The following is a 20779-nucleotide window of genomic DNA, read 5'->3' as shown; positions in this document are numbered from 1 at the left end:
CATGGCTTCGCCGGACAGTTCCATCGTAAACATCCCTCCGCCCATCATGCAGGAGCAGTCTGGCAGCCGCAACGGCAAAAATTCCGTAATTTGGCGCATGCAGAAGAAACCAGGGCCCATCGGCGTTTTTGATTCGGGATATGGCGGATTGACCGTTTTGAAGGAGATCGTCAAATCATTACCGGAATACGATTACATCTACCTGGGCGACAATGGGCGGGCGCCTTACGGTGGCCGGTCATACGAAACCGTTTACCATTATACCCTCGAATGCGTGCAGCACCTGTTCCGCATGGGTTGCCACCTGGTGGTGCTGGCCTGCAATACCGCGTCTGCCAAGGCGCTGCGCACCATCCAGCAGAACGATCTGCCCAATATCGACCCGGATCGCCGGGTGCTGGGTATTATCCGGCCTACCACCGAGATCGTGGGCGATTATTCCAAAAGCCGCAGCGTGGGGATTTTCGGGACGGCGGGCACCGTCAATTCCCAAAGCTATCCTATCGAGATCGAGAAATTCTTCCCCGACATCACCGTTTTCCAACAGGCCTGCCCCATGTGGGTGCCGCTGGTGGAAAACGCGGAATACGAAAGCGAAGGGGCCGATTTCTTCATCAAAAAATACATCCGGCAGCTGATGGTGCAGTCGGAAGATATCGATACCATCGTGCTGGGATGCACCCATTACCCGCTGCTGGCCGGTAAAATAAGGAAGTACCTCCCGCCCGGCGTGACCCTGCTTTCCCAGGGCGCCATCGCCGCGGCGAGCCTGGCCGATTACCTGGAGCGGCACCCCGAAATCCGGGAGAAATGCAGTACGGGAGGAACGCGCGTGTTTTATACGACAGACGATACGCAGACGTTCGACCGGGCCGCCGGAATTTTTTTCGAGCAACCGGTGGAGAGCCGCCATCTTGCATTGTAGGGTTGTAAAAATTCCGTACATTGGAATCAGTACTTTTCATCTAAATTCACTTCACTATGCTAAGTAAAACCATTCAGGAAGCACTGAACAAACAAGTGGCGCTGGAAGCGGCGTCATCGCAGGCGTATTTGGCGATGGCTTCCTGGGCAGATATCCAGCCGGGGCTCCAGGGTGTGGCCGACTTTTTCTACCAGCAGTCCGACGAGGAAAGGGTGCATATGCTGAAGCTCCTCAAGTTCGTGAACGAGCGTGGCGGGTTCGGCGTGGTGCCCGAGCTGAAGCAGCCCATCATTACCTTCCTGTCGCTCAAACGCGCGTTCGAAGAATTCCTGGCCCATGAGATCAAGGTGTCTGAAAGCATCAACGACCTGGTGCACCAGGCGTTGCAGGAAAAAGACTATGCCACCCATAACTTTCTGCAATGGTACGTTTCCGAACAGATCGAAGAAGAGCGCCTCGCCCGTACGCTGAACGATAAGCTGGAGATGATCGGTGAAGACAAGAGCGGGCTCTACCTGTTCGACCGCGACATTATGAATTATCGTGCCCAGATTTCCAAGGGCTGATAAGGGAGCACATAAAATCATGTTGGGGCCGGCAATGCGACCGGCCCCTTTTCATTCGTTCCAATTCTTGGTTGAAAACTCCGGCGTGCCCAACCGCTGTACCAATAGCGCAGCGGTGTGTAGTTACGGGAAAAGAAAAACCACGCAGACGCGTGGTTTCGCTGTTTTACCCGGTGTAGAAGCGCACCGGGGTAATTTTTGCTAACAAAATCGCGGTTAGCGTTCATTTTAGATGCAAGACGAATTATTAACTGCAGGCGGCGGCGTCCGGAACGGGACAGGCTGAAATCCTGAATGGATGTGAATATCCACGGAATTTTCCATTTTCCATGCAAACGTTTCCTTAATCTTCTTCCTCTTCTTCGACGGTTTCGGCGACTTCCCGGTTCTTTTGGGCGCGGATGGTTTTGAGGTGGCCGGTGGGTGTTTTTCCGAAGTGGCGGTTGAAGATGCGGGAGAAGTGCGTTTGGTCGGAGAAGCCTGTCATATAGGCGATTTCCGTGAGTGAATATTTTTCTTCTTCCATGAGTTCGAGTGCTTTTTCGATCCGTTTTTTGCGGATGTATTCCCCGAAGGTCATGTCTTCGAAGTCGCGGGAGAACTCGTTGGAGAGGTATTCCGGGTTGGCGTTGAGCTTGCGCGACAGTTCGGGCAGGCTCAGGGCGAGGTTGGTATCGATCTGGTCTTGCACGATGGCGGCGATTTCCTGTACCCACATGGGTTTTCGGACGCGGTCGGAGTATTTTTGGGTGACGAATTTGTGGAACACTTCCATGAGCACGTGCTCGGAATATTCGGGCGGCTGGCTGATGCCGGGGAGCTGGGAAGCCCAGGCATGGAGCGCTTCGAAGAGGATGATGCCCTGGCGGGTGAGCTCGTCGCCCGGAGGGATGGTGATCGCGAGCCCTTCGGCCACGGCGCGGAAACCGGCGGCGTGCGGCGAGGGGTCGGGTTTATTGAGGGCCATGCTGCGGATGATGGGCGACATAACGGCCAAAGCGGGATCCGGCAGGCGGTGTTTGCGCAGGAAAACATCGAACAGGCATTGTTCTCCCCAGGCGAAGTAATCGGAGCCGGACATATCGAACGCGATGGCCCCTTCGTTCCTGGAAATGGGGATCACGCGGTGTTCGGGGACGTATTGAATATCTGCTTGTTCGTCGATCAGCTTACGGATGAGCCAGATACAGGCGATCCGGTCCAGCTTCGGATGTAATCGGGTGACCCATTTCATAATAAGACGCGGTTTATGATATGATTTGAATATGGTTGATAGGTAGAAAATGGAACTTTTCCTGCACAATCCCTGTTAAGCGATTCCTAATCCTTGAAATTCCTCCCGGAAGCGGCCATAATGCAGGGGTTGGGCGACTTAATGTCATTGGAACACAATCCCACACAGCTAATTTTCCGTAAAAAAAATTTGGGAATCCGGGATAAATTTTATTATTTGGCCTAAAATGCAATCGTTTGCACTTTTTTCGTGCAAACGATTGCATCCTGAAAGGGGGCAACCAAAATTACACGTTATCTGAAAAGTTAAAAAAGCATCAGGACAGCTGAATTCCATACCAATGTTATGACGATCTCCGACGTAGCGTTATGAAGAAGTCTTCCCGGTAATATGCTCTTTCAGGAATCTATGAAATATATGCCGGTACCGCGTTCCGGCCTAACAAGCTATACAATGCAATCACAATCACCAGTCAAAACTGATTATTGATGAGAAAATTTCACGTTAGAAAGCTGCTGCTGCTACCCGGCGCAGGCTTCCTGGCTGCCGGCCTCTGGGCATTCCCCGCATCGGCGGTCCCTAACAGCCCGGGCACCTCCTCAGGCACCAGCGCCCGGTGGGCCGCCATCAAGGGCGCCGTTATCGACGACTTCGGTAAACCTGTAGCCGGCGTGCTCGTTCGCCGCAAATCCGGCGCAGGAAACGCCGTCACCGACGCCGACGGGAATTTCTCCCTTTCTGCAGACCCGGGCGAAACGCTCGTGTTCTCCCATCCCGCATTCCGCACCGCAGAAGCCACCGCTTCCGCCGGCGGCGATTTCCGCGTCAGGATGCTCCCTTCCCTGCAAGAGAGCGATTCCCTTTACCACATCCTTTACGGGCTGCAACGGAAAGGCACTTCGGTAGCCGCCATCGCCCAGATCGGGCATCACGACCTGAACCGCACGTTTTCCACCAGCCTGCACGGTATGATGGCCGGCAGGCTCGCAGGGTATAACCTCAGTTATGTACCCGGCATCCCGGGAGATGAATCCTTTTCCCCCGAAATGCGCGGCACCTCGCCCATGATCATGATCGACGGCGCACCGGCCCGCAACATGACCAACATCAATCCGGAACAGATCGAATCCGTCACCCTGCTCAAAGACGCGCTGTCTACCGCCATGTACGGCATGCGCGCCTCTAACGGCATCCTGCTCATCACCACCCGCAAAGGCGAGCAGACATCCGGCCAGCGCATCTCCTTCACCGCCGGCGTCGGCACCTCGCAGATGCTCAAAAGCTACAAGGAACTCAGCGCCTACGATTACGCCAGGCTATATAATGAAGCGCAGGCCAACGACGGCATCCCGGCCACCTATTCCCAGCAGGACCTCGATCATTACCGCAACGGCACCGATCCTACCGGCCATCCGGACGTAAACTGGCGCAACGAAGTGCTGAAGAAAAACGCCCTCATGCAGCGGTACGACCTCAACATTTCGGGCGCCCGCGGCAATGCGCGCTATTTCGTGGACCTGAACTACACCAACCAGGCCGGTCCTTTCAAAACCGACGCCGTTAATAAATACAACACCAACGCCGACATGCAGCGTTACCTCGTTCGTTCCAACGTGGACGTACAGATCAACCGCAGCATTTCCGCCTCGCTGAATCTTTCCGGCCGCATCCAGAACAACAACGAGCCCGGCGGCTTTGGCCCCAATATCATGCAGGAGATCCGCAACACGCCGCGCAATGCGTACCCGGTGTTCAATCCCGATGGTTCCCTCGGCGGCAACTCCAACTATGAAGAGAACATCTACGCCTTAACCATGAAAAGCGGCTATGCCAACCGGTATGCCCGTGAAGTGAACGCCGAACTGAACATCCGCGCAGACCTCAGCGATATCACCCCCGGCATGTGGTTCCGCGTGGGCGGATCGTATTATACCAACTACGCCGAGTACATCGTCCGCGTGAAAAGGAACGCCGTATACCAGCTGTACACCGACCCCGCGACCGGTGAAACTTCCTATCTCAAAACCGGGGAAGACACCGACATGGGCAACACCCGCGAATCGAGCAACACCGAGCGCTTCTTCAATACCGACGCGCAACTGGGCTGGACGCGCGGCTTCGGGCAGCATCACTTCAACGCCATGCTGGGCCTCAATTACGACAACCGCATCCTGGGATCGCAACTGGCGCAGTACTTCCTCGGAGGGGCCGCACGCCTGCAATACGATTATGCGGAGAAATATATGTTCGAAGCGGTGGTTGGCCGCAACGGCACCAACCGTTACCATCCCGACCGCAGGTATGGCACCTTCCCCGCGTTCGGCATCGGGTGGAACCTCGCCAGGGAAGACTTCCTTTCCACCGCCAACTGGCTCAATATGCTGAAACTGCGGGCCACTTACGGTCTTACCGGAGACGCGTTCAACTCCACCCGGACTTCCGGCTCCGGAGAATCCTACTTCGTCTATAACCAGTATTACGTTGGTGGCACCGGCTACAGCTTCGGCACCTCGCACTCCGCCGCTACCGGCATCCGGGAAGGCACGCTCAACAATCCCTTCATTTCCTGGGAGAAAGCGCGCAAATTCAATATAGGCCTGGATGTGGAGGCGCTCGACAATCGCATTGCCTTTACCGCAGACATTTACAACGACCTTTACACCGATCTGCTGCTGACCCGTGGTACCGCCACCGCCCTCCTGGGCATCGGATACCCGCAGGAGAACCTGGGCAAAACGCGCATGAAAGGCATGGAATTCACCGCCACCTACCGTGGAACGGCAGGCGCGCTGAGCTATTATGCAACCGGCGTGCTATCCATGCAACATGGCATCAACGTGTATCTCGACGAAACGGCGCGTCCTTATCCCTGGCTCGTGCGCACCGGAAACTACACGGGCATGCAGTACGGTTACCAGGCCGATGGTTTGTACCAGTCGGAGGAAGAGATCGAGCGGGGCACCTGGATCGACGGGTACCGTCCCAAACCCGGCGATATCCGGTATAAAGACCTGAACGGCGACGGCCGCATCAACCAGTTCGACCAGTCGCTCATCACGCCCGAAAAGCCGCGTGTGAACTACGGCCTGAACCTGGGCTTCGGATGGAAAGGGCTCGATCTTTCCGTGTTGGTCCAGGGCACGGGGAACCGTTACAGCAACATAGCTATTTATGAGTTCGCTAACAACGGCAAGGGCAACGCCTTCGAGCACCATCTCGGCCGCTGGACGCCGGAAACGGCCGCTTCCGCCACGTATCCCCGCCTCACCATCGGTTCCAACTTCAACAACTCGCAGGCATCCAGCTACTGGATCAGGAACACTTCCTACCTGCGGTTGCGGAATGCGGAGCTGGGGTACAATGTGCCGGAACGCTTCGCCCGCCGGTTCCGCCTCGCATCCGCCCGCTTCTTCCTCAACGGCACCAACCTGCTGACATGGTCGAAGTTCAAGGATACCGATCCCGAGAACCTGAACGGCAACTATCCCGCATCCCGTGTCATGTACGCCGGTATCAACATCAAACTCTAACGCGCATCATCATGAAAAAACTCATCTATATCATACCCGCATTTGCACTGTTTGCCACAGTGGGATGCAACAAGAACATGGAAGAAGGGCCGCTGGAAAACCTCGACTCGTCTTTCATCTTCGACCCGGTAGACAAGAACGGTTCGTATGCCGAACAGTTCCTGAACGATATTTACGGCAACATGCCCAACGGCTGGAACCGGATCGGCAACTCCATGCTCGACGCCGCTACGGATGATGCGGTACCGTCCATGCGCGGCAGCTCCATCGAAGACCTCCGCTTCGGCCGCATCGACGCTTTTGGTAATCCGGACGATGTATGGTCGTCCCGCTACACCGTTATCCGCAAGGTGAACGTATTCCTCGCCAACGTAGACAGGGTCCCGGTCGAGAACGAAGTGAAGGGATACTGGAAAGCGGAAGCCAGGTTCCTCCGCGCATTTGCCTACTTCGAACTGATGAAACGCTACGGTGGCGTGCCTTTGATGGGCGAAAGGATCGGGACCCTGGCCGAAGACCTCCAGGTGCCCCGCAGCTCCTTCGAAGCTTGTGTGAACTACGTTTCCGGTGAACTGGACGCCATCAAACCGCTCCTGCGCACCGGCCCGGCCTCCGGCGGCGATTTCGGCCGCATCACGAATACCGCGGCGCTCGCCCTCCAGGCCAGGATGCACCTCTACGCCGCCAGCCCGCTCTTCAACGCCGGCAACCTCGGCACCCAAAACAAGGAGCTGACCGGCTACACGGACGTTTCCGCCGGCGCCGTGAAAGCCCGCTGGCAGAAAGCGGCAGACGTGGCCAGGGAGCTCATCGATCTGAACTCGCACATCATCGAGCCCAATAACCGGTATATCAATATCTTCATCACGCGCGACAGCAAGGAGATCATCCTCTCCTACCTCCGCGCCAACTCGAGCGATGTGGAGCAGAACAACGGGCCCGTAGGCTTTACCAAATTCAGCAACAGAGGGTATACCAGCCCCACCCAGGAACTCGCCGAAGCGTTCCTCATGACCAACGGCAAGCCCATCACCGATCCCACTTCCGGTTACGACCCGGACCAGCCCAACGTGAACCGCGACACCCGTTTCAACCTCGTGTTCTTCTTCAACGGCAGCAAATGGCTGAAAAGGACCGTGGAAACGTTTGACGGCGGGCTGGACCGGCCCGGCGGCAACATCACGCAGACGCAGACCGGCTATTACCTCCGGAAGTTCATGTACAACGCAGAAAACGCCAGCTCGCTGGGCTCGCAGCCGCATAATTTCCCCCTGTTCCGGTTTGCAGAAGTGTACCTGAACTACGCCGAAGCATTGACGGAAGCCAGCGATGCCACCCAGGCCGATGCCGTGGCGGCGCTCAACAAAATCCGCTCCCGCGGGGGGATGAAAACCGCAGTGCCGAATTCCGTATCGAAAGACGAGCTGCTGAAGCTGATCCGCAACGAACGCCGCGTGGAATTATGCTTCGAAGAACACCGTTTCTGGGACATCCGCCGATGGATGATCGCCAAACAGCTCTTCACCGGCGACCTCCACGGACAGCAAATCGTTCGCGCAGACGACGGTACCGTTACATATACCAAAGTTGCAGTGGGGAAAGTGGCATTCAACGACCGGATGCACCTCTATCCCATCCCCCAGTCTGAATTATACAGAAACCGCAACCTGGTACAAAATCCCCTTTGGTAATCCGATAAAGCCGCTGTTATGAAAAAAATATTTTCCACCCTTTTGCTGATCTGCTTGCTGATCCAGGCCATGGCCCAGGATGCGCGCAGAAACGTCAGGGGCACCGTCAGGGACGCCAACGGAGCGGTTCCCGGGGTAGTCATCTTCGAAAAAGACGTGCCCGGCAACGGCACCGTTTCCAACGAAACTGGCGGGTTCAACCTGTCTGTCCGCGGGAAAAGCAATATCCTCATCTTTAAATTCGTAGGCTACCTGCAGCAGGAAGTCAATATATCCGGCAAAAGCGAGGTCAACGTCACGTTGCAGCAAGACGTCAAAGGCCTGGAGGAAGTGATGGTAGTAGGATACGGCCGCACCACCAAACTGAGCAACACCGTAGCTACCAGTTCCGTGACCGGCGACGAGATCCGCCGCGTGCCGACCGCCAGTTTGCAGAACGCCCTCGTGGGCAAACTGCCCGGCTTCCTCGCCATGCAGCGTAGCGGCCAGCCCGGTAAAGACGGCGCGGAGTTCCTCATCCGCGGCGCTTCCACCTTTTCCAACAACCGGAACCTGACGCCGCTCATCATCGTGGACGACGTGGAATTTACCGGTAACTTCTCCGACATCGATCCCGAACAGGTGGCCAACGTGACCATCCTGAAAGATGCGGCTTCCGCCGCGGTGTACGGGATCAAGGGCGCGAACGGCGTTATCGTGGTGACCACCATCCGCGGCCAGAGCGGCAAGGCGCAGATCCGCCTCACGAGCAACTACGGCCGCCAGGGCAACAGCATCCGCCCGGAATTCCTCAGCGCCTACGACCATGCCCGCCTCCGCAACGCAGCATTGGTGAGCGACGGCCTGCCCAAAGAATATACCGATGAAGACCTCGAAGCCTGGCGGACCGGCAGCGATCCCTACGGCCATCCGGACATCGACTGGTGGGACGTGCTCATGCGCAAATCCACCACCCAGACCAAGAACAACCTCAGCATCACGGGCGGTTCCGACAAGATGAAATACTTCGTATCGGTAGGCCACCTGTTCCAGAACGGTATCCTGAAAGATTTCCGCGAGCCCGGCTCTTCCGTGAACCCGAACTACTACCTGAAACGCTATAACTACCGCTCCAACCTCGACTTCCAGGTGACGCCTTCGCTGGACCTGGGGCTCGACGTATCAGGTTATTTCGGGGAAGAAAACGAGCCCAACACCCGTGGCCGCGCCAACCGAAACAGGATCTGGTTCGAGCTGTACGATTACAAGGCATTGCCGCCCATGGCTTATCCAATCTACAACCCCGACGGTACTTTCGGCGCTGCGCCCGAAACCGTGGTGACCGGTAACGGCGCCGGGAACAACATCGTGGGCAGGCTCATGAAAGGCGGTTACCGCCGGGATTTCGAGAACGATATGCAGGTGAACATCCGCGCCTCCCAGAAACTGAACTTCATCGCCAGCGGCCTCAAACTCTCCGCCCTCGTAAGCTATTCCAGCAACCAGGGCTTCGGCCGCGACCTGGGCAGGACCAACTTCCTGTCGTTCATCTACAACAGCAAAACGCAAACCTATACCCCGCTGCTGCCCAATACTTACCGCGACGAGAAGTATTCCCTGGGCAGCACAAGCACCACGGTGGAAAAACGCCTCAACACGCAGTTGTCGCTCAATTACGACAGCACTTTCGGCCAAAAACACCACATATACGCCCTGGTGCTGCTGAACCAGTTCTCCGAAACGGAAGGCGCGGCATTGCCGGAAAACTTCCGCGGCTACACGTTCCGTCTCGGATACGACTACCGCAAGAAATACCTCATCGAGTTCAACGGCGCCTATAACGGGACAGACCGCTTCCAGTCCAGCAACCGCTACGGCTTCTTCCCCGCAGTGTCTGGCGGCTGGAACATCGCGGAGGAGCCGTTCTTCAAAGAAAACGTCAAGTTCATGGACCTGTTCAAGATCAGGGGTTCCGTGGGGATGACCGGTACCGATAATATCAACAATACTTACCAGTATCTCTACGAGCACGTGTACCTCCAGGGCCTCGGTTACAACTTCGGCGAAAACCAGAAATCGTTCTCCGGCATTTACGAAGGCATCCTCGGCAACGAGAACGTTAGCTGGGAAAAAGAGCTGCAATGGAACGTGGGAACGGACATGAACTTCTTCCGCAACAAACTTTCGTTCACCGCGGAAGTTTTCAAAAGAAAAAGGACCGACATCCTGCTGCCGCGCCAGAGCCTCAGCGCCATCATCGGCATCGGCCTGCCGCCGTCTAACCTCGCGCAGGTTTCCAACCGCGGTTTCGAGATGAACCTCAATTACAGCAACAAGCTCAACAAGTTCAACTACCGCATCAACGCGAATATGTCCGTCGCCAAAAACCGGATCGAATTTATGGACGAAGGGAATCCCCCCTATCCCTGGCTCCGCCAGACCGGCGGGCCTACCAACCGTGAATTGGGTTACGTGACGGAAGGATTTTATTATGACGACGAAGACATCGCGAAAAGCCCCCTTCCCGTGGGCCCCCAACCGAAGCCCGGCGACCTGAAGTACAAAGACCTGAACGGTGACAACAAGATCGACCCCTACGACATGGCCTACAACAAATATTCCAACACGCCCACCACGCAATACGCGATGACGCTGGGCGGGGATTGGAAAGGACTGAGCTTCTCCATCACGTTCCAGTCGGCCACCAACTTCGTGCTCAGCCAGTTCGCCGAAGCGGTGACGCCGTTTTTCGGGAACCTCCGCCAGGTGCACCTGGACGCGTGGACGCCTGAAAACCGCGACAACGCCAAGTTCCCGCGGATTTCCACCATGGACAATATCAGCAACGCGCTCAGCAACCCGTCCGACTTCTGGACCGTGAAAGGCGATTACATCAAGCTGCGCAACGCCGAGATCGGCTATACGCTGCCCCGCCGGATAGTGAGCTCGCTGCACCTGCAACAGGTGCGCGTGTACCTGAACGGCTCCAACCTGCACACCTGGATGCTCGGCCCGAACCTGTACGACCTGGACCCCGAGGTGAGCTCGCGGACCGAAGGCGGGGTGTACCCGACGCAGCGTGTATTCAACGTAGGCCTGAACGTTAACTTTTAAAACACCGGAAGCACATGAAAAGCATTTATAAATACTGTTTCGCCGCCGTGGCCAGCGCGGGCCTGCTTACTTCCTGCGCGAAAAAAGACCTGCTCGACCCTACGGTAGTGCGTTCCCTGAACGAAGAGCTGACCTTCAGCGACAGCGTCCGCACGATGGCGTTCGTAACGTCTATCTACAGCGAGCTGGGCGCCAATTCCTTCAACAGCCGGTATGGCAACGGGGGAAGCCTGGCCGAGGGGTCTGACGAGTCCGTTTCCCGCCTCTTCGGGGCCACGCAGGCCTGGGTGCCGCTCATGATCGGCACGCTCAACGCCACGCGCACCACGCCTTACGAGAAAGTTTATAACAACGGCTGGAACAACATCCGCCGTGTCAATACCTTCCTGAAGAATTTCGGCAATCTGCCGCTTTCAGGAGAAACCAAAAACCAGTTGCTCGGCGAAGTGAAATTCCTCCGCGCCTGGTACTTCTGGACGATGGTGCAACACTTCGGCGGCCTGCCCCTCATCGGCGACAAGCTCTATACCCTCGACGATACCATCCTGGAGCCCCGTGCTTCGTATGCAGAATGTATCGATTACCTGGTGAAGGAGCTGGACGAAGCGGCCGAACTCGTGGTTTCGCCAACCGAGCAACGTTCGGAAGATTACGGCCGGGTGAACAAAGGGTTCTGCATGGGCCTCAAGGCCCGCATCCTCCTCAATGCGGCCAGTAAGCTGTATAACGGCGGACAGGAATCCATCGCCTCCGCGGCGCAGAAACCGCTGGTGGGTTATATGGACAACAAGCCCGAACGCTGGACGACCGCACGCGAAGCGGCCGAAGCGCTCATCAACACCGGATGGTATTCACTGATGGAAAATGGTACGGCAGGAAAGGGTTTCTACGAACTGTTCATCGAACGCAAAAACAGCGAATACATTTTCCCTGCGATGGCCGGTAACAACCGCACCATGGAAGCCAACTTCCTCCCCCGCTCCCGTAACGGCAACGTGAACGGATGCCCCAGCCTCAATGCCGCCAAGCGTTTCGGGATGAACAACGGTTTGCCCATCACCGATCCCGCTTCCGGGTACGACCCCGCCAATCCTTTCAAAGACCGCGATCCCCGGTTCAAATACACGATCCTCAACAACGGCGATAAATGGCGCACCAACGCCAGCAGCACCGCCGTCCCCATCTGGACCCACATCGGCGCGGAAACTGACGGTGTAGACGCCAGCCTCGTGTACACCGGCATGTTCTTCCGGAAATTCTGCAGCGAATCCACGACAGGCAACGGCGGGTCGCAGACAGACCGCGTGATGCCCATCATCCGGTATGCAGACATCCTGCTCATGTATGCCGAAGCATCCATCGAAGAAGGCCAGTTCGAGAAAGCGGCGGAAAAGATCATTATGATCCGCAAACGCGGCGGTATCAAACCCGGCGGCGATGGACGGTACGGCCTTAAAGCCTCGGGCGACAAAGCCTACTGGACCAGCGTGATCCAGAATGAGCGAGCAGTGGAGCTTTGCCTGGAAGACTCCCGCTTCTGGGACGTCCGCCGATGGAAAACGGCGCCGGTAGACCTTAACACCACCATCTACCGCCTCATGATCACCAAAGTGGCAGACAACCAGTGGACGTATGCAGAACTGCCGGTCGACAAGAACCCCATCCGCGTATTCCAGCCGCACCACTACTTCTTTCCGCTCCCCATGGCCGAAGTCATGAAAAACACCGCCATGATCCAGAACCCGGGCTACTAGCAGTTTCCCATCAAACATAAAAAAGACCGGCCTCCGAAAGGGAGCCGGTCTTTTTGCGTTAGCCGCATGTGCGCGAGGCCCCCGGCTTCCGGTGCTTCGGTGATCGTTTTGAGCCGCTCTCCGCATATCCCATCATTTTCCTGTTGGCGCAATAGGTCGAAGTTTCCTTGAAACTGGCCATTACTTACATTTTTTATAGTACCGCACAATTGGATGGCAATATCCGCTGTTATCGTTACCTGCTGTAGTTTTGTACTCACAAATCAACAGTAACATGAAAACACTCGTGATCGTAACCCACCCCACCATCGAAAAATCCGTCATCAACAAAAGATGGACCGCCGAACTGGAAAAGCACCCGGAAAAATACCATGTGCATTCGCTGTACGAAGTGTACCCAAGCGGCAAGATCGACGTCAAAAAAGAACAGGAACTGCTCGAACAGTTCGATCATATCGTATTCCAGTTCCCTTTTTATTGGTTCAACTGTCCGCCGCTGCTAAAGCAATGGCTGGACGAAGTGCTGACCTACGGCTGGGCCTACGGCAAATCCAGCGGGTATAAGCTGGGCGGCAAGAAAATGGCGCTGGCCATCACGGCGGGTATCGGAGAAGAAGGCTATCGCCCGGAGGGCAAATACAGGTACACCATGGAAACGCTTACCACCCCGTTCGAGCTCACATTCCAGTACATCCACGCCGATTATAAGGGCATTTACGTGTACTACGACATGGAACAGAACGCGTCCGACGAGTGGGTAGAAGCCAGTGTGGCGCCTTTCCTGGGGTTCCTGGAATCGCTGAAGGAAGAATGCCCGTCCCCGGCAGTACAGGAACGGGCATGAAGATAAATTTACGGCCGGCTCAGGATGCGGGCGGAACCTTCACGGCCTGCCGGGCGATGAGTTTCCAATGCTTGCCGGATTTGGCCCACACCAGCATCACGTAAAGGTTTACCTTGCCGGGTTTTCCGCCATCTGCCGTATCGCCCTGGAGCGTGTGCCGCACGATGGCGGTGTGGCCGTTCATGATGATGGTCTGGTTGGAAAGGTCTATCGTGACGAAGTCGCCTTTGCCGCTCACGAGGTAATCCACGAACTCGGCCTGGTTTTCGGTCCGGCCGTTGGAATGGCCGTAGGTGAGCGTAGGCGCGGTGAGTGATTCCAGTGCGGACTTATCACCCGAAACCATCGCTTCCCGCAGCTTCAGCACGGCGGCGGCTACGTCCTGTTCATCTTTGGATTGCGCCTGGCTCCATTGGCTGAAAGCCACGAGTGCCAGCAGGGATACAATTTTTTTCATCGTATTCATATTGGTGGAAGTCCCATCAAAATACGAAATCTCCGTTTAAAAATCACTGCGGCGGGAAGTTATACGGCATCCATCCGGGCAGGGAAGCCAGTTCTTTTTCCACGTCGTCGCTGATGGGGATGCCCCATTTCTCGAAAAACGGTGCGATGTTGCGGCCGCTTACTTTCGAGAAGGTTTTGGCCCAGAGGTCGCGCTTTTGCTGATCGCCCCGCGCATATCCCCCTGAAGGGTCGGCGATGGCGAGGGCCTGGTATTCGCGGAAGAATTTCTTATACGTTTCCCATCCAAATGCTTCCTGCAGCTGGCGGAACATGATGAGCCCCAGGAAAGGGCTTTGCTGCCACTTCTGGTAAGCCGGCCCCGCCGCGAAATATGCTTTCATCGTTTGCTGGGTTTCGTCGTTGGAAATGCCGGTATGCGCATCGTCGCGGCCACCGAGCAGGCGGTCGAACATATAGAGCGAAAAGAAATTGCAGCTTACTTCGGTAGTGCCGCCAAATACCCAGTCGTTATTCTGCATGTTATGCCCGATCTCGTGGAAGAAACCCCAGTTGGCACCGCCCTTGCTGCCTTTCATGAGCTTTGCCGGGTCGGCGATCACGTCGGCAGACAGCATCCTGCTCGAAGGCGAATGATGGATCATGATCGGATACCCGCTGTGCATGAACCCTCCGCCGATATGCTCGTCTATCACCATGCGCTGCGGCCGGTAATAGGGTTGCGGGATCTGCGCGAGCTCCATTTCACCGCCCACGATCAGGTCCCAGAGCTTCAGCACGTTTTCAGGATCGTTCACCTGCCGGAGGATGGAATCGGGGATGGTGAGGATGACTTTACCGGTGGCCAGTTCTCCCCAGGGCGCCTTGCTGGCGGCGAGTTGCTGCTTCCATTCTTCCGCGGTCGTTTTCCCGGCGATGAAGAGCGGGGCTTTCACCGCCCGGGCGATTTTCACGTCGGCCGTCCACGAATCGGATTTGGGAGAAGCCGTGATGTAAATGAGGCCGCCGAATGGAGAAGCGATGCGGGTCGTCTTATTACGGATGGTATCTACCCGCACGATGTCGGGCATCCGGCGCCAGTCTTCCCCGCCGGCCACCCAGCGCGTGAGGTTGTCTGAATGCGCGCCGATCTGGATGCAGACGTTTTTACCGATGAGCGATCCGGGAACGGTCACCTCGATATATTCCCCCGCCACGGCGTACAATCCGGTGCTGTACATGTTGTTGCGCCAGGGTTGGGAATAGTGCAGCGTGGCTACCACGGGCGCCAACGCATCGCTGATCCTGTTGTGGGCGATCGAAACGGTTTCCGTTACCCGCGCCGCGCTTTTGTCTACGCTCCCGGGAAACACTGCGGCCGAAGGGTGCGCAACGATCTTCGCGTAGTTGGTAGCAGCAAGTTGCTCCCTGCTCCAGTCACGGATCGCATTGCGCATTTCCTTGTCCTTTACGGAAAGCCGGTTTCCGGGTGTAATGAGGATGTTGCCGGGCGCGAGCTGCTGCGCCCCGGCCGTCAGCGCGGCCAGCATAAGGGCGCAGCTAATAGTGGATTGCCTGATCATAAGAGTAGTCATCTTTCAGGTAATATACATTGCCGGTCATTTCCTTCCCGGATTATCCGGATGAACGGCAAAAAAAAGCCGGCCGCTTTTCGGTGGCCGGACTCTCCTTGTTTGTATTACAACTAGATTTTAGCGAATGCCTGCGCCAGATCCGCCTTGATATCGTCGATATGCTCGATACCGAGGGAAATGCGCAACAGGCCGGGCTCTACGCCTGCCTTGCGCTGCTCTTCCTCACTGAGCTGCTGGTGCGTGGTGGTGGAGGGATGGATGATGAGCGTTTTGCTGTCGCCCACATTGGCCAGGTGATAGATGAGCTCCAGGCTTTGCACGAGCGTGTCTGCCGCTTCCTTTCCGCCTTTCACCTTGAACGACAATACCCCGCCGGCGCCTCTTTTCAGGTATTTCTTCGCCAGGTCGTTGTATTTGTTGCCGGGCAGGCCGGGATAGTTCACGAATGCTACCTGGGGTTGCTCCTGGAGCCATTCCGCCAGCGCCTGGGTGTTCTGGATGGTGCGGTCTACCCGCAGGCTGAGGGATTCCAGGCCTTGCAGGAACAGCCAGGCGTTTTGCGGCGACAGCGACGGTCCCCAGCTGCGGAGGCCCGTCACCCTTGCGCGGATGATGTAGGCGATGTTGCCGAAGGGGCTGTGCGAGCCGAATACTTCCCAGAACTTCATGCCGTGGTATGCTTCGTCCGGTTCGGAGAACTGCTGGAACTTGCCGTTCCCCCAGTTGTAGTTCCCGCCGTCCACGATCACGCCGCCGATGCTGTTGCCATGGCCGCCGATCCATTTGGTGGCGGCTTCCACCACGATGTTGGCGCCATGCTCCAGGGGGCGGAAAAGGTATCCGCCCGCGCCGAAGGTATTGTCTACCACCAACGGAAGGTCGTGCTTCCTGGCGATGGCGCTGATTTTTTCGAAATCGGGAATGGCGAAGCCGGGGTTGCCGATCGTTTCCACGTAAATGGCTTTGGTACGGCCGTCTATGAGGGCTTCGAAGCTGGAGGGATTGTCTAGGTCCGCGAAACGCGCTTCCACGCCAATTCTTTTAAAGCTGACCTTGAACTGGTTATAGGTTCCGCCGTAGAGGTAGGAAGAGGTCACGAAGTTATCGCCCGGGAGCAGGATGTTGTGCAGGGCGATGAATTGCGCCGCCTGGCCCGAAGCCACCGCCAGCGCGCCCACACCGCCTTCCAGCGCGGCGATGCGCTTCTCGAAAACGTCGGTAGTGGGGTTCATGATCCGCGTATAGATATTGCCGAACTGTTTCAGCTGGAAGAGGTCTGCCGCATGGCCTGCATCTTCAAACGTATAGGAAGTGGTCTGGTAAATGGGAACGGCTGCCGAATGGGTAACGGGGTCTGGCTGGTAGCCTGCGTGGACTTGAAGCGTCTCAAATCGTAAGGAGTTGTTTGACATGATGTATGCTTTTTGTAGTCTACAAAGTAGCTAGACTATTTCTAATATCAAAATAAAACAACCATAAAAATAACGGTTCGTCAAGCCGATGGCACGGAACATCAAAGGCTTTTGCGTTACTGGCGCGGATTTGCGTGTTTTGGGGCAACGACATTTTCATCATTCTAAAAAATCCTACCCATGCAACACAAATTCCTGTTCAGCGCCCTCGCCACCCTGGCCGGCCTGTTTACCATCGCCTCGCTGTATGCCGGTGGCGGTTCAGATTCGTTCAAAGTGTACCTCAACAACAAGCTGATCGTTGAAAAGTGGCTCAGCGAGAAGATCACGATCGATGAGTTGCCGCTGGACGAAAGCAATCTGAACGACAAGCTGACTTTCCATTACAGCCATTGCGGCCGAATCGGGACAGACCGTAAGGTGGTGGTGCGCGATGCGAAAGGGAAAACCCTGCGCGAGTGGACCTTCGCCAATGCCGCGGGCAAACAGTCGGGCATGGTGATCCCGGTGAGAGAGATCCTCCAGCTCCGCCAGCAGAACGTCTCCTTCGTTTATTCCGCCAACGAGCTGCCGAAGGGGCAGCTAATGGCCTCCTTCCGCCTGCATGCGTCTACCACTTCCTGGATCCCCGGGCAATCGGTTTTGACGTTATTGTGCTAGATTTACGGTATGTCGCGCACATACCGCATCCGTAAATCGCAATTATTACCCGTGAGCCTGGACGACGCCTGGGATTTTTTCAGCGACCCGTCCAACCTCCGGCGCATCACGCCGCCCCGGATGGGTTTCACTGTCACCAGTGAGCCTCACCAGGGGCGGATTTATGCAGGCCAGATCATCGAATACCGCCTCAAGCCCCTTCTCGGCATCCCTATGTACTGGATGACCGAAATCACGCGGGTAGACCCTGGCCGCATGTTCATCGATGAGCAACGGTTCGGCCCCTACAGCTTCTGGCACCACCAGCACCATTTCGAGCAACAGGGCAGCGGCACGCTCATGACCGACATCGTACATTACCGCATTCCCCTCGGCTGGCTGGGCGACATCGCCAATTCCTTCTTCGTGCAACGCCAGTTGGAAGGCCTTTTCAGTTTCAGGACCTCCGCCGTGGACAAGCTCCTCGGAAACAATGGAACCTAATGCTGGCATTTTCCGGAGATATTGTCTATTTTCATGGGTCTTTTTTCATGAAAACTGATCGTATGTTCCGTTCCCTATTGGCCTTGTCTCTCCTCGCCTGCTCCGCGGCCCGCGCCCAGGAGAAGGAATTGGTGCCGCAGATGCACACCCGCGTTTTTATCATGGATAATCCCCCCGTGCCCGAAGTCCACGCGTCCACCATCGTGGAGCTCGACAAAGGGAGGCTCATGGCCGCCTGGTTCGGCGGCACACAGGAAGGGAAAAAAGACGTTGGTATCTGGATTTCCACTTATCAGGGCGGTGAATGGAGCCAGCCGAAAGAACTGGTGAACGGCATGGTCGATGCAACCACCCGCTACCCGGCCTGGAACCCGGTGCTATTCCGTACCAAAGCCGGGAAACTGTTCCTGTATTACAAAGTAGGGCCCAATCCGCGCGAATGGTGGGGCATGATGATGCACTCATCCAACAACGGAAAAACCTGGTCTGCACCACAACGGCTGCCCGACGGCATGCTCGGACCCATCAAGAACAAACCTTTCCAACTGGAGAACGGAGACATCCTCTACCCTACCAGCACCGAAAGCGTAGATAATAACAACTGGAAAATACATCTCGAAAAATCGGATAAGAACGGAGCCAACTGGTCGCGCATCGAAATACCGAACGATACCTTCCAGGCGATACAACCCAGTATTTTACGGTATCCGCACGATAGCCTGCAACTCCTTTGCCGCAGCAAAAACAATAGTGTGGTGCAGAGCTGGTCGGCCGACAATGGTAAAACCTGGAGCCCCGTCACCGCCACGCTGCTGCCGAACCCCAATTCCGGCACGGATGCGCTGACGCTGGACAATGGGTACAAACTCATCGTGTACAACCCCGCCGTGCGCGGCGGCAATTGGTCTGAAGGGCGCGCCAAACTGTATGTGGCCATCAGCCGCGACGGGATCAACTGGGAAAATGCGGCTGTGCTCGAAAACGGCGACAAGGGCGAATTCAGCTACCCGGCGGTGATCCAAGGGAAAGACGGGCTCATCCATATCACGTACACCGCCGACCGGAAAAACATCCGGTACTGCATGATGCGGATCGCCAGGCTTACTGCGGAATAAATCGGGCTTCATTAAAAAAGCAGGACTGGCCAGTCCAGCGAAAGGTTAGGCTCGCCATCCGCGTGTACTCAACCGTTGAAAAAAGCCCTTCGGCGAGGGTCCATCCAAGGCCGCCGGCAGCCAGCAAAATGAATCCAGCAAAGAGATAAGCCCAGGGCGGTAACAGGTTTCGCCGGCGCAGGTTATCTGTATGCATATATTTGGTCAGCGCCGGGATATGTGGATGAGGGGATAAAAAGTCAGCTTAAAGGATCGGGGCGGCGTGGCCTTCCTAAAAAAACAGCATCCGGCCGAATACGACAGATATCGGCAACACCAATGTCCCGATCAAGGCCGGAATTGCCGCAAGCAAACCAGCGGGGCATCAGCAGCTAGCGGTAAGTAACATCCTGGAGATCGACTCCCAGGAGCAAGTCTTCGGTAGGATTGGTATCCTGCATGTCTATTAGGTTCAAGGGATAAAATTCGTCGGGGGAAACTACACAATTACGACTTCAATGCCCATGTCTTCCAGCAATTTCACCATGTGCTCGGAAATTCCTTTGTCGGTAATGATCTGATCTACGTCTTCGAGACGGCAAATCCGGCCGAAACCGCGTTTCCCGAATTTGGAAGAGTCTGCCAGCACGATGGTTTTCTGCGCGGCGCGGATCATCTGCTGGTTGAGATGCGCTTCCGCGATGCTGGTGGTGGTGAGGCCGAATTCCACATCGATCCCGTCTACCCCTAAGAAGAGTTTGGAGCAGGAAAAGTCTTCGAGGATTTTTTCGGCATAGGGCCCGGCCACAGACGAGGAATTATTGCGGATCACGCCACCGAGCTGCACTACTTCGATCTCGTGGTAACGGTTCAGTTCCAGCGCCACGTTCAGCGCAGACGTAATGATCATGAGCGGCCCCCTGGGCTGGATGTGCTTGGCCAGGGCCAGTACCGTGGTGCCGGATGCAATGATGATGGCATCGCCGGGAACAATGAGGGAAGCGGCCATTTTGCCGATGTTGTTCTTCTCCTCCCGCTGGATCTTTTCCTTTTCGTTGACCGGCTTGTCGTTCGTATAGGGATTCTGAATGGTGGCGCCGCCATGCGACCGGTAGAGGAGCGACTTATCTTCCAGCAGCTTCAGGTCCTTTCGGATGGTTACGCCCGAAACGTCCAGTTCCTTGCACAGTTCCACGACATTAACATATCCTTTTTCATACAATCTGCTCAAAATGAATTTGTGCCGCTCCGCGATATTGATTATTGACATTGGGTATTTTATTTCGGTTAAACGTAGAACATCCAGTTACGGTATATTGAATATCAATCTTTTCTCGTCTGATTGCTGGTTGAAGACGGCCCAAAATACGGCAGTTTTTCCAAATTACGACCATGCCTTCAGGGGCGTAATATAACTTAATATTCGCTTAACCAGCAGCAATCAAGTACTTACG

General features: G+C 56.0%; 15 protein-coding genes. 10 read left to right on the top strand and 5 right to left on the bottom strand.

The genetic code is table 11. From position 1 onward, the window contains the following. Window position 1 precedes the first annotated feature (1 nt). Both murI and EJ361_RS14655 read left to right on the top strand, forming a co-directional pair. On the top strand, window positions 2-925 hold the full coding sequence (gene murI / locus EJ361_RS14660) for a glutamate racemase (protein WP_240646636.1): 924 nt from the start codon (window positions 2-4) through the stop codon (window positions 923-925). 56 nt (window positions 926-981) lie between these two features. Then, window positions 982-1491, top strand: coding sequence for a ferritin (locus EJ361_RS14655; protein WP_126246376.1), 510 nt, complete (start codon window positions 982-984; stop codon window positions 1489-1491). 343 nt (window positions 1492-1834) lie between these two features. Here EJ361_RS14655 and EJ361_RS14650 read toward each other — a convergent pair whose 3' ends face one another. Beyond that, the gene (locus EJ361_RS14650) at window positions 1835-2725 is read right to left on the bottom strand and encodes a chromate resistance protein ChrB domain-containing protein (RefSeq protein WP_126246375.1); all 891 of its coding nucleotides are present in this window, start codon (window positions 2723-2725) and stop codon (window positions 1835-1837) included. Window positions 2726-3213: 488 nt separating this feature from the next. Between EJ361_RS14650 and EJ361_RS14645 the strand changes: the two genes are divergently transcribed. The 5 genes from EJ361_RS14645 to EJ361_RS14625 all read left to right on the top strand — a co-directional run bounded on the left by EJ361_RS14645 (window position 3214) and on the right by EJ361_RS14625 (window position 13637). Beyond that, window positions 3214-6255 (top strand): SusC/RagA family TonB-linked outer membrane protein, encoded by a 3042-nt coding sequence (locus EJ361_RS14645; protein WP_126246374.1) that lies wholly within the window; start codon window positions 3214-3216, stop codon window positions 6253-6255. A gap of 11 nt (window positions 6256-6266) precedes the next feature. Further along, entirely contained in the window at window positions 6267-7946 is a 1680-nt protein-coding gene (locus EJ361_RS14640) for a RagB/SusD family nutrient uptake outer membrane protein (protein ID WP_164714243.1), read from the top strand. An 18-nt stretch (window positions 7947-7964) separates the two neighbouring features. After that, window positions 7965-11039: a SusC/RagA family TonB-linked outer membrane protein gene (locus tag EJ361_RS14635; protein ID WP_126246372.1), complete on the top strand. Its 3075-nt coding sequence runs from the start codon at window positions 7965-7967 to the stop codon at window positions 11037-11039. A 14-nt stretch (window positions 11040-11053) separates the two neighbouring features. Next, window positions 11054-12793, top strand: a complete 1740-nt coding sequence (locus EJ361_RS14630) for a RagB/SusD family nutrient uptake outer membrane protein (protein WP_126246371.1) — start codon at window positions 11054-11056, stop codon at window positions 12791-12793. 274 nt (window positions 12794-13067) lie between these two features. Beyond that, window positions 13068-13637 (top strand): NAD(P)H-dependent oxidoreductase, encoded by a 570-nt coding sequence (locus EJ361_RS14625; protein WP_126246370.1) that lies wholly within the window; start codon window positions 13068-13070, stop codon window positions 13635-13637. A 19-nt stretch (window positions 13638-13656) separates the two neighbouring features. Here EJ361_RS14625 and EJ361_RS14620 read toward each other — a convergent pair whose 3' ends face one another. The 3 genes from EJ361_RS14620 to EJ361_RS14610 all read right to left on the bottom strand — a co-directional run bounded on the left by EJ361_RS14620 (window position 13657) and on the right by EJ361_RS14610 (window position 17088). Beyond that, window positions 13657-14094 (bottom strand): nuclear transport factor 2 family protein, encoded by a 438-nt coding sequence (locus EJ361_RS14620; protein WP_126246369.1) that lies wholly within the window; start codon window positions 14092-14094, stop codon window positions 13657-13659. A 52-nt stretch (window positions 14095-14146) separates the two neighbouring features. Then, a complete protein-coding gene (locus EJ361_RS14615) occupies window positions 14147-15676 on the bottom strand; it encodes a M60 family metallopeptidase (RefSeq protein WP_126246368.1) in 1530 nt (509 codons plus the stop codon). A 110-nt stretch (window positions 15677-15786) separates the two neighbouring features. After that, entirely contained in the window at window positions 15787-17088 is a 1302-nt protein-coding gene (locus tag EJ361_RS14610) for an O-acetylhomoserine aminocarboxypropyltransferase/cysteine synthase family protein (protein WP_126246367.1), read from the bottom strand. A 180-nt stretch (window positions 17089-17268) separates the two neighbouring features. On the opposite strand from EJ361_RS14610, the gene EJ361_RS14605 reads away from it, so the two are divergent. The 3 genes from EJ361_RS14605 to EJ361_RS14595 all read left to right on the top strand — a co-directional run bounded on the left by EJ361_RS14605 (window position 17269) and on the right by EJ361_RS14595 (window position 19346). Then, complete coding sequence (locus tag EJ361_RS14605) at window positions 17269-17748, top strand: hypothetical protein (RefSeq protein ID WP_126246366.1); 480 nt, start codon at window positions 17269-17271, stop codon at window positions 17746-17748. A gap of 9 nt (window positions 17749-17757) precedes the next feature. Continuing rightward, the gene (locus tag EJ361_RS14600; RefSeq protein WP_126246365.1) at window positions 17758-18231 is read left to right on the top strand and encodes an SRPBCC family protein; all 474 of its coding nucleotides are present in this window, start codon (window positions 17758-17760) and stop codon (window positions 18229-18231) included. A 62-nt stretch (window positions 18232-18293) separates the two neighbouring features. Continuing rightward, complete coding sequence (locus EJ361_RS14595) at window positions 18294-19346, top strand: sialidase family protein (RefSeq protein ID WP_205687012.1); 1053 nt, start codon at window positions 18294-18296, stop codon at window positions 19344-19346. A gap of 478 nt (window positions 19347-19824) precedes the next feature. On the opposite strand, the gene EJ361_RS14585 is transcribed toward EJ361_RS14595, so the two are convergent. Continuing rightward, window positions 19825-20595 (bottom strand): DeoR/GlpR family DNA-binding transcription regulator, encoded by a 771-nt coding sequence (locus EJ361_RS14585; protein ID WP_126246362.1) that lies wholly within the window; start codon window positions 20593-20595, stop codon window positions 19825-19827. Window positions 20596-20779 lie beyond the last annotated feature (184 nt).

It is taken from the genome of Chitinophaga rhizosphaerae, from assembly GCF_003958645.1.
GTDB lineage: Bacteria > Bacteroidota > Bacteroidia > Chitinophagales > Chitinophagaceae > Chitinophaga > Chitinophaga rhizosphaerae.
This window is presented reverse-complemented; position numbering and strand designations above follow the sequence as displayed.

Coding starts and splice junctions, on each gene's coding strand:
- EJ361_RS14620 (WP_126246369.1), bottom strand. CDS start 14,094: ATGAAAAAAATTGTATCCCTGCTGGCACTCGTGGCTTTCAGCCAATGG.
- EJ361_RS14625 (WP_126246370.1), top strand. CDS start 13,068: ATGAAAACACTCGTGATCGTAACCCACCCCACCATCGAAAAATCCGTC.
- EJ361_RS14595 (WP_205687012.1), top strand. CDS start 18,294: ATGTTCCGTTCCCTATTGGCCTTGTCTCTCCTCGCCTGCTCCGCGGCC.
- EJ361_RS14630 (WP_126246371.1), top strand. CDS start 11,054: ATGAAAAGCATTTATAAATACTGTTTCGCCGCCGTGGCCAGCGCGGGC.
- EJ361_RS14600 (WP_126246365.1), top strand. CDS start 17,758: ATGTCGCGCACATACCGCATCCGTAAATCGCAATTATTACCCGTGAGC.
- EJ361_RS14640 (WP_164714243.1), top strand. CDS start 6,267: ATGAAAAAACTCATCTATATCATACCCGCATTTGCACTGTTTGCCACA.
- murI (WP_240646636.1), top strand. CDS start 2: ATGGCTTCGCCGGACAGTTCCATCGTAAACATCCCTCCGCCCATCATG.
- EJ361_RS14615 (WP_126246368.1), bottom strand. CDS start 15,676: ATGACTACTCTTATGATCAGGCAATCCACTATTAGCTGCGCCCTTATG.
- EJ361_RS14635 (WP_126246372.1), top strand. CDS start 7,965: ATGAAAAAAATATTTTCCACCCTTTTGCTGATCTGCTTGCTGATCCAG.
- EJ361_RS14655 (WP_126246376.1), top strand. CDS start 982: ATGCTAAGTAAAACCATTCAGGAAGCACTGAACAAACAAGTGGCGCTG.
- EJ361_RS14610 (WP_126246367.1), bottom strand. CDS start 17,088: ATGTCAAACAACTCCTTACGATTTGAGACGCTTCAAGTCCACGCAGGC.
- EJ361_RS14605 (WP_126246366.1), top strand. CDS start 17,269: ATGCAACACAAATTCCTGTTCAGCGCCCTCGCCACCCTGGCCGGCCTG.
- EJ361_RS14650 (WP_126246375.1), bottom strand. CDS start 2,725: ATGAAATGGGTCACCCGATTACATCCGAAGCTGGACCGGATCGCCTGT.
- EJ361_RS14585 (WP_126246362.1), bottom strand. CDS start 20,595: ATGTCAATAATCAATATCGCGGAGCGGCACAAATTCATTTTGAGCAGA.
- EJ361_RS14645 (WP_126246374.1), top strand. CDS start 3,214: ATGAGAAAATTTCACGTTAGAAAGCTGCTGCTGCTACCCGGCGCAGGC.